Source organism: Microcystis sp. LE19-10.1B, from assembly GCF_027530565.1.
Taxonomy (GTDB): domain Bacteria; phylum Cyanobacteriota; class Cyanobacteriia; order Cyanobacteriales; family Microcystaceae; genus Microcystis; species Microcystis aeruginosa.
Genome location: NZ_JAPZQM010000403.1, coordinates 1 through 16,301 on the forward strand (window position 1 = coordinate 1; position 16,301 = coordinate 16,301).

At 41.1% G+C, this 16,301-nt stretch carries 3 protein-coding genes; all 3 read left to right on the forward strand.

All coding sequences use genetic code 11. The annotated features are described in order from the left end of the window. Positions 1-10,897 (forward strand): non-ribosomal peptide synthetase (locus O9332_RS14615; RefSeq protein ID WP_288026158.1); only part of this gene is annotated, 10,897 nt, incomplete at its 5' end. Positions 10,898-11,062: 165 nt separating this feature from the next. Continuing rightward, positions 11,063-15,319, forward strand: a complete 4,257-nt coding sequence (locus tag O9332_RS14620; RefSeq protein ID WP_288026160.1) for a non-ribosomal peptide synthetase — start codon at positions 11,063-11,065, stop codon at positions 15,317-15,319. A 277-nt stretch (positions 15,320-15,596) separates the two neighbouring features. Further along, positions 15,597-16,076, forward strand: a complete 480-nt coding sequence (locus O9332_RS14625) for a hypothetical protein (protein ID WP_043999063.1) — start codon at positions 15,597-15,599, stop codon at positions 16,074-16,076. The last annotated feature ends 225 nt before the right edge of the window (positions 16,077-16,301 follow it).

A 16,301-nucleotide genomic window follows, 5' to 3' on the forward strand; every position in this document is an offset into this window, starting at 1 on the left:
ACCCCTATCTTTTGCTCAGACTCGTCTCTGGTTTTTGGCTGAATTTGAGTCGAATAGTTCTTTTTATAATATCCCCCTAGCCTTGCGTTTAGAGGGAAACCTGAACTCAGAAATCTTAATCCAGAGTTTAGAAGAAATTTGCGATCGCCACGAAGCTTTACGCACCAACTTTATTACCGTTGATGGTATCCCTACCCAAGTTATACAAGCACGAAACTGGACAGTTACGGTTGTTGATTTACAGCATTTATCTGGTAGTGAACAAGCAATTGCCTCCCAAGAGTTAGCACAAAATCAAGCGATTCAACCCTTTGACTTAGCCGGTGAACCCTTAATCAGAATCACTTTAGTGGTGTTATCTGAAACGGAACATCTCTTATTAGTCTGTATGCACCACATTGTCAGTGATGGCTGGTCAATGGGGGTATTTCTTCAGGAACTAACCGCCCTCTATAATGCCTATATTCAGGGTTTATCTTCGCCCCTAAATCCCCTATCTATCCAGTATGGAGATTTTACCCTTTGGCAAAGACAATGGCTGCAGGGAGAGGTATTGCAACAGCAACTAGACTACTGGCAAAAACAGTTAGCCGGCGCACCGGCCCTCCTATCTTTACCAACAGATAGACCTCGACCCAATCAACAAAGTTTTGCTGGGGGACATTTACCCTTTAGCCTTTCTTGGGAATTAACCGAAAAACTGACCCAATTAACCCAGGAACAGGGTGTCACCTTATTTATGACCCTGTTAACCGCTTATGCTGTCTTACTTTACCGTTATACAGAACAGGAAGACATCTTAATTGGTACTCCCATTGCTAACCGTAATCGCAGTGAAATTGAAGGTTTAATCGGCTTTTTTGTCAATACTTTGGTCTTGCGAATTGACTTGTCAGGTAAGCCCAATTTTAATCAGTTATTGGGTCGAGTACGGGAGATGGCAATGGATGCCTATGCTCATCAGGATTTGCCCTTTGAAATGTTAGTAGAAGTCCTACAACCTGAACGAGATTTAAGTCACGCGCCTTTATTTCAAGTGGATTTTCTGCTGCAAAATAGTCCCCCGTCTCCCTTAGAACTAACAGGATTAACCGCCACTCCCCTCACCACAGAAAATGACACCGCCAAATTTGATCTAACCCTGGCGATGGAGAATACCGGTGCAGAATTAAAAGGGGTATGGGAATATAATACCGATTTATTTGATCGCAGCACCATTGAGCGATTAACAGGAAATTTCATCACCCTACTAGAAGCATTGGTTGTTAACCCGCAGCAGCCAATTTTCCAACTACCATTATTAACCGAAGTAGAGGCAAAAGAATTATTAAAAGACTGGAATGCTACCGAAAAAGCATATCCTTTCCATCAGTGCGTTCATCATTTATTTGAAGAACAAGCAGCACGAACCCCGGCTGCAGTAGCAGTGGTCTTTGAAGGTCAAGAATTAACCTATCAACAATTAAATATTCAGGCGAATCAATTAGCCCATTATTTACAATCTTTGGGGGTAAATTCAGAAGTTTTAGTTGGTATTTATCTAGAGCGGTCGCTGTTAGTTATTGTCGGATTATTAGCAGTTCTCAAAGCTGGAGGAGCCTATATACCTTTAGATCCAGATTATCCCCAGCAACGGTTGACTTATATGGCAGAAGATGCCCAAATTTCTCTACTGCTAACTCAAGAAAGTTTACTCGATTCTTTACCAGCAGAAGATGTGGGGGTAATTGTCTTAGATAAATTAGCCGAGATTTTGACGGTTCAAAGTCCAGAAAATTCCCTCAGTGAAGTAGCCCCAGAAAATTTACTATGCCTATTATATACATCTGGTTCAACCGGTAAACCTAAAGGAGTGATGTTAACTCACGCGGCCTTAGTTAATCATAGTTGGGGCATTAGTGAAGTATTCGGTTTAACAGAATCTGATCGCGTTTTACAGTTTGCTTCCTTTGGCTTTGATGTCGCTGCCGAAGAAATTTTTCCCACTTGGTTAAAAGGTGGCACAGTGGTCTTAAGACCAGGGCAAATGTTCCCAACTTTGACTGATTTCGCCGATTTTATCGAACAAGAAAGCCTCACCGTTTTAAATATTACCCCCGCCTATTGGCATGAATGGGCGCTCGCCGTTTCCCAATCATTAGCTACTGTACCATCCAGTCTGCGGGTCGTCGCCGTGGGAGGGGATGCAGTGTTACCAGAAACCGTCAATATTTGGCGACAAATGGTCGGAAAACGGGTTCAATGTATTAATGTATATGGCCCCACAGAAGCGTCTGTAACCGCCATAGTTCATGATTTGCTAGATTATCAGTCAGAAAAAATCAATTCAGTGCTGATTGGTCGTCCCATTGCTAATACCAAAGCATATATCTTGGATCAAAATCTGCAACCTGTACCCATTGGAGTTAAGGGAGAATTGCATTTATGCGGTGTTCGTTTAGCGCGGGGTTATCTGAATCGTCCCGAATTAACTGCTGAAAAATTTATTGACAATCCCTTTGCTCATTCACCGTTCAATCGTTTGTATAAAACGGGAGATTTAGCGCGTTATTTACCCGATGGTAATATTGAATGTTTTGGCCGGATTGACAATCAGGTTAAAATTCGCGGATTCCGTATTGAGTTAGGAGAAATTGAAGCGGTACTTAACCAAAATATTGATGTACAAACATCTTGTGTGATTATTCGGGAAGATACTCCGGGGGATAAATATTTAGTCGCCTACATAGTAGCTCATTATGAACGGATACCGATGATTAGTGAACTGCGTCAGTTTCTGTCCAGTAAATTGCCTCTGTATATGGTTCCTCAAGCTTTTGTTTTTCTGGAATCTTTACCCCTTACTACTAATCGTAAGGTAGATCGTCGCGCTTTACCCGCACCAGATAAAATAGGGAATCGCCGGGATCAATATGTAGCACCACGCAATGGAATTGAAGAGATGTTGGTGCAAATTTGGACAGAAATACTCAAAATAGAGCAAGTGGGAATTTATGATAATTTCTTTGAAATTGGCGGCCATTCTCTCCTCGCAACTCAATTAGTTTCTCGGATTCGGAGTTTATTTAAAATAGAACTACCTTTGCGGAGTTTATTTGGTGCAGCTACGGTAGCCGAATTAGCGCATCTTATTGGACAATTACAGCAGCAAAATCTCACGCTAACAGTACCCCCGATTTTACCGAGAACTAAGGATACAGAACTACCTCTATCTTTTGCTCAACAGCGTTTATGGTTTTTAGATCAATTGCAACCAAATAGCGCTTTATACAATATACCGATGGTGTTGTATTTCCGAGGCAACCTCAATCAAAAGGCCTTAGAACAAAGTTTACGAGAAATCTGTAATCGCCATGAAGTATTACGGACTAATTTTGTCACGATTGATGGACAACCGACTCAGATTATTCAAACAACAAGGGAGACAATATCGGTCGTTGATTTACAAGATTTACCCATCCATGAACAAGAAGAAAAAACAGAGCAATTAAAGCAAAAACAAGCCACTCAAACCTTTGATTTAGCCAAAGAATCTTTAATCAGAATCACTTTAGTGGTGCTATCGGAGACGGAACATCTCTTATTAGTGTGTATGCACCACATTATTAGTGATGGTTGGTCAATCGAAGTATTTATTCACGAACTGACCAGCTTATATAATGCTTACACTCAAAATCATCCCGCAAATTTAGCTCCCTTACCGATTCAGTATGCAGATTTTGCACTCTGGCAAAAACAATGGTTACAAGGGGATGTCCTACAAAGTCAATTAAATTACTGGCAAAATCAACTAACAGCTGCACCCCCATTATTATCTCTTCCCACAGACCACCCTCGACCTGCGGTGCAAAGCTTTGTCGGTACTCAGCAAGAATTTTCCCTTTCCCCCAAACTTAGCCAAGCTTTGACTGAATTGAGTCGCCAACAAGGGGTGACATTATTTATGACGCTGTTGGCTGCTTTTGATGCTTTACTGTATCGTTATACAGGGTCAAGTGATATTTTAGTAGGAACTCCCATCGCTAACCGTAATCGCGGTGAAATTGAGGGTTTAATCGGCTTCTTTGTTAATACTTTAGTGATGCGGACGGATTTATCAGATAATCCGAGTTTTAGTCAGTTATTAACCCGTGTTCGGGAAGTGACAATGGATGCTTACGCGCATCAAGACTTACCCTTTGAAATGTTAGTCGAAGCGTTGCAACCGGAACGGGATTTGAGCCATACTCCCCTATTTCAAGTCGCTTTTGTCCTGCAAAATACACCTAAGTCTGAGATTGCAATGACGGGATTAACGGTGACAGATTTGCCTCCAGAAAATACCACAGCTAAGTTTGATTTAACCTTAGCTATGGTTAACACCGATGATGGCTTAAAAGGTGTCTGGGAATATAATACTGATTTGTTTGAGAGTAGCACTATTGAGCGATTATCAGGGCATTTTCTCAACTTATTAGGGGGAATTGCGGCCAATCCTCAAGCGCGGATTTCCCAATTACCCTTACTGACAGAAAGCGAGACTAATCAGTTATTAATTGAGTGGAACAATACTCAAGTTGACTATCCTGAGTATAAGTGTATTCATCAGTTATTTGAGGAACAGGTAAAACGCACACCCGACGCGGTAGCGGTGGTCTGTTCCCAGCAACAATTAACCTACAATGAGTTAAATTGTCGTGCTAATCAACTAGCCCATTATTTGCGGAAATTAGGAGTAAAACCAGATGAATTAGTGGGGATTTGTCTAGAACGTTCCTTAGACATGATTGTGGGATTATTGGGGATATTAAAAGCGGGTGGTGCATATCTACCTCTCGACCCAGATTATCCCAGTGAACGGCTACAATTTGCCATCGCTGATGCTCAACTGTCATTATTGCTAACTCAAGAGGGATTAATCGATAAACTACCCGAACATCAAGCGCCGCTAATCTTGTTAGACAGATTCACAGAAGAAATTAACCAAAACAGCCAAGATAATCTCACAGGAGTAGTAACAGCCAATAATTTAGCTAATCTCATTTATACCTCTGGTTCTACCGGAAAACCTAAAGGGGTAATGGTGGAACATCGGGGACTATTTAACCTAGCTCAAGCGCAAATTAAAACCTTTAACTTACAGTCAAACTCTCGCCTTCTCCAGTTTGCTTCCCTCAATTTTGATGCTTCCATTTGGGAAATTATCATGGCAATAGGAGCAGGTGCAACCCTTTATTTAGACACCAAAGACGCTTTAATGCCTGGGTTGCCATTAATGGGGCGATTAAAAGATTATGGTATTACTCATGTTACTTTACCACCCTCAGCCTTAGCGGCTTTGCCCCTAGAAGAAATCCCAGAGTTACAAACAATTATTGTGGCAGGAGAAGCTTGTTCAGAAGAATTGATCAAACAATGGGCTACGGGTAGAAATTTCTTTAATGCTTATGGACCGACAGAAACCAGCGTTTGTGCCACGGTAGAAAAATGGACAGATGAAACCCTGAAAGTAACTATTGGTCGCCCCATTGCTAACACCCAAATTTATATCTTAGACTCCCATTTACAACCTGTCCCGATTGGTGTTCCGGGAGAATTACATATTGGTGGTATGGGATTAGCGCGGGGTTATCTCAATCGTCCCGAATTAACCCAAGAAAAATTTATTCCTAATCCTTTTGAGAAGGATGAAGTGATCCCCCCAACCCCCCTTAATAAGGGGGGCAATGAGCCGTCAAAATTATATAAAACGGGAGACTTAGCCCGTTATTTACCCGATGGTAAAATCGAATATTTAGGACGCATTGACAATCAAGTAAAACTTCGCGGCTTCCGTATTGAATTAGGAGAAATTGAATCGTTACTCAACCAAAATGAGGCGGTACTGTCGTCTTGTGTGATTGTTCGTGAAGATAATCTAGGGGATAAACGCTTAGTTGCTTACGTTGTACCGCAACCCGAAATCAACCTGACAATTAACGAAATACGGCAATTTTTGCGAGCAAAATTACCTGATTATATGGTTCCAACTGCGTTTGTCCTTCTTGATACTTTCCCCTTAACTCCCAATGGCAAAATCGACCGACGTGCTTTACCTGTTCCCGATTTACAGCGCCAAGGTGAATATATAGCCTCCCGTAATCCCATTGAAGAAAAAATGGCGCAGATTTGGGGTGAGGTACTGAAATTAAAACGAGTCAGTATTGAGGATAATTTCTTTGAATTAGGTGGACATTCTCTGTTGGCAACTCAAGTTATTTCTCGATTACAGGAAACCTTTGAGATTGTTTTACCCTTGCGTTATCTGTTTGAATCTCCAACCATTGCTCAGTTAAGTGCGGTAATTTTAAAAGAACTGCAAACAGGTTTAGGGTTAAAGCTACCATCAATTGTACCCGTTAATCGAGAGGATGATATTCCCCTATCCTGGGCCCAGGAACGTCTCTGGTTTGTGAATCAATTAGAAGGGGAAAGTGGGGCTTATACTATTGATTTAACGATGCGTTTGCGCGGAAATCTCAATGTTAAAGCCTTAGAAAAAGCTTTCCAGGCAATTATTCAACGCCATGAACCCCTACGGACTCAATTTAAACTCAAAGATAACAAACCAATACAAGCGATCGATCCTAATGTAACCTTCACCTTACCAGTTGTCAATCTGCAAAACCTCAGTCATTCTGAGCAACAGGTAAAAAACCTGTTATTAGCAGCAGCATCCGAACCTTTTGATCTCGAATCAGGTTCAGTATTACGAGTCAACTTATTGCAAGTCAAGACAGAGGAATATGTACTATTATTAGCTATTCATCATATTGCGGCTGATGGTTGGTCAATAGGTGTTTTAATCGATGAATTATCGGTCTATTATCGAAGTTTCTGCACCGGGACAAAAGCAGATTTACCTACTTTATCGATACAGTATGCTGACTTTGCCCTGTGGCAGCGTCAATGGTTAACTAATGAAGTATTAGACCGTCAATTAAGCTACTGGAAGCAACAATTAACCGGGGTTCCCCTACTACACCAACTTCCCACAGACCGTCCCCGGCCAGCAATCCAAAGTTTTCGCGGAGGGACGGAGCGACTGCAACTAGATAGTCAACTAACGCAACAACTGAAAAAACTCAGTCAAGAGTCCGGTAGCACTCTCTTTATGACATTACTAGCGGGTTTTGCTGTGTTACTATCTCGTTATAGTCAACAAACAGATGTGGTAATTGGTTCACCAATTGCTAACCGTAATCGCACCGAAATTGAAGGGTTAATTGGCTTTTTTGTCAATAGTTTAGTGTTAAGATTTGATTTATCTCAAGACCCGACCTTTGAGGATTTTCTCGCGCAGGTCAGACAAACTACTCAAGACGCTTACGACCATCAAGATTTACCCTTCGAGATGTTAGTCGAAAAATTACAAATTGAGCGTCATTTAGATCGTAATCCTTTAACACAGATAGTTTTTGCCCTTCAGAATGCTCCTAGTTCTCCCTGGGATTTACCCGGAGTAAACATTGAGGAGATACCATCAGGACTTGATTCAGTTAGGGTTGACCTAGAACTTTACCTCTGGGATGCAGCCGAAGGATTGGGCGGTTTTTGCTCTTATAACAGGGATTTATTTGATGCTGAAACCATTGTCCGTATGATGACTCATTTTAAGACTTTGTTAGCGGCAATTGTAGAAAATCCCCGTCAATCATTAGCTTCACTACCCTTATTAAACCCAGAGGAAGAGTATCAACTATTAGAGGGTTGGAATGAGACAAAAGCTGATTACTCCTATAACAAGTGTATTCATCAATTAATTGAGGAACAAGCAGCGCGTACCCCTGATGCAGTAGCAGTAGTCTTTGAAAATCAACAGTTGACCTATGCAGAATTAAATAGTCAGGCCAATCAACTAGCTCACTATTTACGCTCTTTAGGCTTAGAAACCGAGGTAATAGTCGGTTTATGTGTAGAGCGCTCTTTAGACATGATTGTGGCATTAATAGGCATCCTTAAAGCCGGTGCTGCCTATCTCCCCCTTGACCCAGAATATCCTCAAGAACGCCTACAATTTATGTTAGAGGATAGTCAAGTCCCCTTATTACTAACCCAAAGTTCACTGATTGATAAACTCCCAAATCATCGAGGCAAAACTGTATTTTTAGCTGAAATTTGGCAAGAAATTAAACCAATGAACCGGGATAATTTGACGGGGAAGGTAACAGCTTCTAATTTGGCTAATGTGATTTATACTTCTGGTTCTACGGGTAAACCTAAAGGGGTGATGGTTGAACATCAAGGGTTGTCTAACCTTGCTCTGGCGCAAATTCAGACTTTTGCTGTGTCTTCTCAGAGTCGAGTGCTTCAATTTGCTTCTTTTAGTTTTGATGCCTGTATTTCAGAAGTTTTAATGGCTTTGGGAGCGGGAGCGAGACTTTATTTGGCAAGTAAAGAAAATTTAATGCCCGGTTTACCTTTAATCAAGCAATTACGGGAGAATAAGATTACTCATATTACTCTACCGCCATCAGCTTTAGCGGTACTACCGTGGGAAAATCTTTCCTCTCTGCAAACTATTATTGTCGCCGGGGAAGCTTGTTCTCCTGAATTGGTGAAAAAATGGTCACAGGGACGAAATTTCTTTAATGGTTATGGACCCACCGAAGGAAGTGTTTGTGCAACGGTAGCTAAATGTACGCCGGTTGATGAAAAAATAACTATTGGTCGGCCAATTCCTCATGTGCAGGTTTATATTTTAGACTCGCATTTACAACCGGTTCCTATCGGTGTACCCGGGGAATTACACATCGGAGGAGCAGGAGTAGCCAGAGGTTATTTGAATCGCCTAGAATTGACAGCAGAGAAATTTATCTCTAACCCGTTTGTCTCCCTTGATCCCCCCCTAACCCCCCTTGATAAGGGGGGAGAGCGGCCGTCAAAATTATACAAAACGGGAGATTTAGCTCGTTATTTACCTGATGGAAAAATTGAATATCTGGGACGAATTGACAATCAGGTTAAAGTAAGGGGTTTCCGCCTTGAATTAGGGGAAATTGAAGCAGTTTTGAGCCAACATCCCCTAGTACAAGAAGCGGTTGTGATGGCTCGCGCTGATCAGGCAAGTGATCATGATCAAGACCAGCTTAATACTAATTTGGTAGCCTACTTAGTTCCGGCTCTCAAGGGTCAAGTATTGCCCGAACAGCTTGCTCAATGGCAGAGTGAATATGTTAGTGATTGGCAAAAGATTTACGAAGAATCCTACAGTAAACCCCAACCTCAAACCGAGGACCCCACTTTTAATATTAGTGGTTGGAATAGTAGTTATACGCGACAAGCTATTCCCGCAGCAGAAATGCAGGAATGGGTTGATCAGACAGTGAGCCGAATTTTAGGAAATCAACCACCACAACGAGTGTTAGAAATTGGTTGCGGAAGTGGATTATTGCTATTCCGTGTGGCGAAACATTGTCAGGAATATTGGGGAGCCGATTATTCCGCTGCTACTATTAATAACCTAGAACATTTATGTGGCACAATTGAGGGTTTAGAGGGCAAAGTAAGATTATTACACCGAACAGCAGATGATTTTACCGGCATTCCCCAAGCTACTTTCGATCGAGTAGTAATTAACTCTGTTGTTCAGTATTTCCCTAGTGTGGATTATCTATTACAAGTTATCGCAGGAGCAGTCAAGACGATTGCGGATCAGGGTAAGATTTTCCTAGGTGATATCCGTAGTTTGTCCTTACTAGAGCCTTACCATGCCGCGGTACAGTTAGCTCGTGCCGAAGCTAATAAAACCCTTGAACAATGGCAAAAACAGGTGAATCAAAGTGTAGCTACCGAAGAAGAATTGTTAATTGCACCTCAGTTCTTTATCGCGCTTAAACAACGTTTTCCGCGAATTTCTTGGGTAGAGATTGCACCGAAACGGGGTCAGGCGGACAATGAGTTAACTCAATTCCGCTATGATGTTACTTTACATCTGGATACTAATGGGCAAAAAACGACAATTCCTTGGCTAAATTGGCAGCGGGATCGGTTTTCTTTAGGGCAACTGCAAGATAAATTGAAACTGGAACAACCAGAATATTTAGGCATCAGGGATGTACCCAATCAACGAGTACAAAAGGCACTACAAATTTTAGACTGTTTAGAAAATCCTCCTGGGGTAACAACGGTGGGAGAATTGCGGCAATTGTTAGCAAAAAATACCGGAATAGGGATTAATCCTGAGCAAATGTGGCAACTGGGAGAACAGTTAGATTACACTGTTCATCTCAGTTGGTGGGAAGGTAGTCAAGATGGTTCTTTCGATGTGGTTTTCTGTCGCCAGAATGCCATCTTAGAACCGATAATAAGTAAAGTTGATGAACAACCATACCCCAATTTTTGGGATGATGAGACGATTATTCCCAAATCCTGGACTGATTATACGAATAATCCTCTATATGGTAAATTAGTCCAGAAGCTGATACCACAGGTGCGGGAATTTGTCCAACAAAAGCTACCTAGTTATATGGTTCCCCAGGCTTTTGTTTTGCTTAATACCCTACCTTTGACTCCTAATGGTAAAGTAGATCGGCTGGCTTTGCCTACACCCGATACAGCTACACGCAATTTAGCTACGGGATTTCTCGCACCTCGTACCCCGATTGAAACTCAAATGTCTCAAATTTGGAGTGAAGTTTTGGGAGTCGAACGTATTGGAATTAAGGATAATTTCTTTGAATTGGGAGGACATTCTTTGTTAGCAACTCAGGTTATTTCCCGTTCCCGCGATCTTTTCTCGGTGGAATTGTCTTTACAAAATCTGCTGGAATACCCAACTATCGCTAATTTAGCCCAAATTATTGAAGTTCTTACCGTTGCACCGGGAGAAACAGCTATGACTGAAACCTTAGAAGATTATGAGGATGGTGAATTATAAAAACAGTTAAAGTTTTAGCTGATATCAATAGTTTAGCAAGACAGTTAAAACGGCAAAGGACAAATATTGATCCTAGTCAATGGCAATCTGATGTACTTTTACATCCTCAGGGCAAACTTCGTGATTTAGAGCTAATTTAACAACAACTTTGGAGGCAATTGGTAAGTGAAAGTAGGAGATTTTTTAGCGTATTTGAAGGGTTTAGACATTAAACTATGGCTGGAAGGCGAAAAACTTCGTTTTCAGGCTCCCAAAGGGGTTATGACCCCAGAAATTAAAGAAGAAATCGCCGCCAAAAAAACTGAAATTTTGGACTTTTTAAGAGCGGCAAAAATCCCAACTAATACTGTTGATTTAGAGATTATTCCCGTGTCACGGGATCAGGATTTACCCCTCTCTTTTGCTCAACAACGACTCTGGTTTTTACACCAACTTTCCCCCGATAGTCATTCCTATAATCTGTTGGACGCTTTGCGGTTAGAAGGAAACCTCAATCTATTAGCTTTAGAACAAAGTCTCAGTGAACTGATTCGCCGTCACGAAATTTTAAGAACCACTTTTCCCATGGTAGAAGGGCAACCAATTCAGCGCATTGCTCCCCCTTCCCCCGTAAGTTTACCCCTGGAAGATTTACAAGGTTTATCAAAGAATGAACAAACAGAACATCTGCAAGAAATAGCGATTGCTCTCTCCTTAAAACCCTTTAATCTAGCCAAGGAATCATTAGTCCAATTTAAGTTACTTAAACTCAGTTCCCAAGAGTATGTATTGCTGTTGAAGATGCACCATATTATTTACGATGGTTGGTCTTTGAGCATCTTCTTTGATGAATTATCTCAACTTTATGCGGCCTTTGTCCGGGGGTTGCCTTCCCCTCTCCCTGAATTATCGATTCAATACGCCGATTTTGCTGTATGGCAACGTCAATGGCTCACTGGTGAAGTTTTGGAGCGTCAACTTAATTACTGGCAAAAACAGTTACAAGATGCACCTACTATTTTAGAATTGCCGACGGATTATCCCCGTCCTCCAATTCCTAGTTTCCGGGGTGATGGGCAGGTTTTTCGCCTGAATCAAGACTTAACGCAACGCCTCAAACGGTTAAGTCAGGAGTCAGGAGCAACACTATTTATGACTTTACTGGCGGCTTTTTTTGTCCTAATTTCTCGTTATAGTGGTCAATCAGATGTTTTGGTAGGTTCTCCGATAGCTAATCGTAATAGTTCGGCAATTGAGAAATTAATGGGCTTTTTTGCGAATACTTTGGCTTTAAGGGGTGATATGTCGGGAAATCCGAGTTTTCTGGAGTTATTAGAACGAGTAAAGCAAACAACTTTATCAGCTTATGCCCATCAAGATTTGCCTTTTGAAATGTTAGTAGAAAAATTACAATTAAACCGAAATTTAAGTCATAATCCTTTGATACAGGTGATGTTTTCTCTGCAAAATACTCCCCAATCTGAGGCCAGTTTATCTGGCTTAAAGATGGAGAGTTTGCCTTTATCTGTTGAGCTTAAAGCCCGATTTGATTTAGAGGTAAATTTTTGGGAAGTTTCTGATCGTTTAGAAGCGGTTTGGTGTTATAGTACGGATTTGTTTGCTGCCCCCACTATTAACCAAATGGGGCAACATTTTCAGAATCTCTTAACTGCGATTGCAGCTAATCCCAATATGGGAATTTTTGAGTTATCGATGTTAAGTGATGAAGAACGTTATCAATTGTTATCATTGTGGAACGAAACTCACACAGATTATCCCTCTGATCAATGTATTCATCAATTATTTGAAGAACAGGTAAAACGCACACCCGACGCGGTAGCAGTGGTATGTTCAGAGCAACAATTAACCTACAATGAATTAAATTGTCGTGCTAATCAATTAGCCCATTATCTGCGAAAATTAGGAGTAAAACCAGAGGAATTAGTGGGGATTTGTCTAGAGCGTTCCTTAGACATGATTGTGGGATTATTGGCTATTCTTAAAGTCGGTGGAGCTTATGTTCCTATTGACCCAGATTATCCCCAAGAACGCATTAGCTTTATGCTCCAAGATACCCAGGTTAAAATACTGTTAACCTGCGAATCTTTACAGAATTTCTTGCCAAATCATCAGGCTATTGTTGTCTGTTTAGACAAAGATTGGCAACAAATTAATCAGGCAAGTCAGCAGAATCTTAACAGCGCGGTTTCTGCGGATAATTTAGCCTACGTCATTTATACTTCTGGTTCTACAGGAATACCCAAGGGTGTTATCGTCACTCATCAAGCAGTTAATCGACTGGTATTAAATACTAATTACATCCAGTTTACTCCTGATGACCGCGTTGTTCAAGCGTCTAATATTGCTTTTGATGCCGCTACTTTTGAAATTTGGGGGGCTTTACTTAACGGTGCTAAGATTATTATTATCGCTAAATCAGTTTTGCTCTCACCCCAAGAATTGGCACTAAGCTTAAAGGAAAATCGGATTAGTGTCTTATTTTTAACCACAGCACTTTTTAATCAGTTAGCCAATTTAGTTCCCCAAGCTTTTAGTAACTTACGCTGCTTACTATTTGGGGGTGAAGCAGTTGAACCAAAATGGGTACAAGAGGTACTAGAAAAAGGTGCGCCACAACGGTTGCTTCATGTCTATGGGCCAACGGAAAATACAACGTTTTCTTCCTGGTATTTAGTGGAAAACATAGCTTCTACAGCCACAACTATTCCCATTGGTAAAGCGATTGCCAATACCCAAATCTATTTGCTGGATAAAAATCTCCAACCTGTCCCGATTGGTGTAGTAGGAGAATTACATATTGCTGGTGCAGGATTAGCCAAAGGTTATCTTAACCGTCCCGAATTAACCCAAGAAAAATTTATTCCTAATCCTTTTGAGAAGGATGAAGTGATCCCCCCAACCCCCCTTAATAAGGGGGGCAATGAGCCGTCAAAATTATATAAAACGGGAGACTTGGCCCGTTATTTACCCGATGGTAATATTGAATATGTAGGACGGATTGACAATCAAGTAAAAATTCGCGGCTTCCGTATTGAATTGGGAGAAATTGAGGCTGTACTTAGTCAAAATCAGGCGGTACAGTCTTCCTGTGTGATTGTTCGTGAAGACAATCCCGGGGAAAAACAGTTAGTTGCCTATATTGTACCTAAGCTAGGAGTAAAGCTAACAAGTGGCGATTTGCGTCAATTTCTTAGCCATAAATTGCCCGGTTATATGGTTCCTGGTGCTTTTGTGCTGCTGGAGTTTTTCCCTTTAACAGCTAACGGAAAAATTGATCGTCGTGCGTTAAAAGCTCCTAGTAATACCAGTGATTCAGACAGATTTATTGAAGCGCGTAATCAGTTAGAATTAAACCTCGTGCAAATCTGGTCAAAAGTGCTAAAGATTGACAAAATTAGCGTGCATGATAACTTTTTTGACCTCGGTGGTCATTCCCTTTTAGCTCCTTATTTAATCACCCAAATTAAAGAACAGTTAGGCAAAGAAATTGCCGTAACTACAATATTTCAAAACCCAACTATTGAACAGTTAGCGACCATTATCGAAACCGATGCAGATTCCTCTAACCAGTCTTGTTTGGTTCCCATTCAACCCCAGGGTTCAAAGCCTCCTTTCTTCTGTGTTCCAGGCGCCGGGGGACGACCATTTTATTTTTACCATTTAGGACGTTGTTTAGGAAAAGATCAACCTTTCTACAGTTTTGAAAATGATCTCTATCAACAGTTTGGAGAAATCACTCGTATTGAGGATATAGCCAGTATTTATCTTAAAGCCATGCAGGATTTACAACCCCAAGGACCCTACTTTTTGGGAGGACATTCCTACGGTGGTAATGTGGCTTTTGAAATGGCTCAACAGTTGGTTAATCAGGGTGAACAAGTGGCATTACTAGCAATCATTGATTCTTCAGCACCAACTTATAAAGATAAGCAAATTTTGCTAGATTATATTGATTGGGATCATGCGCGATGGTTAGCTGAAGTCAGCAAAGGTATCGAAGTTTATTTAGATAAAACCATCGATATTTCCTATGAAACTCTTCAACTCTTAACAGTGGAGGAACAATTAAAATACGCCTTAAACTTTTTTAAACTGGCTAATATGCTTCCTCCCAATGCGGAAACTAGGCAGCTTGAAAAAATTGTCCAAGCCTATAAAACTAGCTGTTTATGTCTGATTGATTATCTCCCTAAACAGATTTATCCTGGTAAAATTACGATTATACGGGCCAGTGAGGAATTAGCTGATGATCCAAATAAAGATTTAATAGCTGGAGATTGCGAGGATTCCTCTTTAGGCTGGAGTGAATTTTCTACAGAGCCAGTTGAGATTCATTTCGTCCTAGGAAATCATGTCTCGATTATGGTAGAACCCCATGTCCAGATTTTAGCCGAAGAGTTAAAAGTTTGCCTTGAGATTTGATACCAAACCCGTTTTTAAGACTATGGTTAACTCCCAATTCAACTTGAAAAACACAGTTATCAATTGTTTCTCCCCAATCTCCTGTATCTTTTAAACAGGATTTAATCTAAGAACTGACGATTTTCTACAAGTTGTGTGAACGGTAAGACTAATGTAAAATGCTGCAAGGCATCTGATTGCTAGACAGCCGATTTGTATTCTTTTGCCTTACCATGGATTTTATATGAATGAAATCCCGACCAACCAATCCAACTTAGTGATTTTAGGAGTCTCATCAATGACGGAAACTACTGAAACGGCCATTCCCAATGATTTTCTCGGAATTAATCCCACAGAAATCAACAAAAAACTTGTCTCCTGGGGAATTTCTCTGGATGAAGTTGTTCAAAAACTTGCTTCTCTGGGACTCCCAGGCATTATTTTCATTATTGCTGTTGCCGCATCCGGTGGTACTGCCTATCCGATGATTTACGCACTTTTTGGGTTAGGCGGTCCGCTGGGACTAATTGGTGGACTTGGGGTCTTAGGCATCTCTACCATTATTGGTGACATTGTTACGGGTTATGGCATTGAGGCACTGCTTAAAACGGTCTATCTCAAACGTCGTGAAACAGAAACTCAAGAATATCTCATCAATGAGGTGGAAGGTTTGCCAATTTCTCAAGTTCTAAAACTTAACCTGAAAAAGGCTATTGAAGTAGAAATTGCTGCCGAAGAACCCATTGCTCCCAAAGAAGTCGAAATTGCTGAGGAGTAGTTTTAACTTAACCAAGCACTTTCTCCCTCCTCTACCCTGCTGCCCTCACCGGCAAATTGACTTTTTCAGCAAACCCTAAATACAACCCACATTCCGCACCCTAAGTGTCACAACGTCTCAAAAGAGGAAGGGGCGTGAGTCAAAATACTTATCTAGAGGAGTGAGTTGGCGGCAAGCTGCCGGCAACTAAGCCGAAAATTTCAGAGTTCCCCCGGTCATTCTCAA

Excerpts from the sequence above, each read along its gene's own strand:
- O9332_RS14625 (WP_043999063.1), top strand. The coding sequence starts at position 15,597 with ATGACGGAAACTACTGAAACGGCCATTCCCAATGATTTTCTCGGAATT.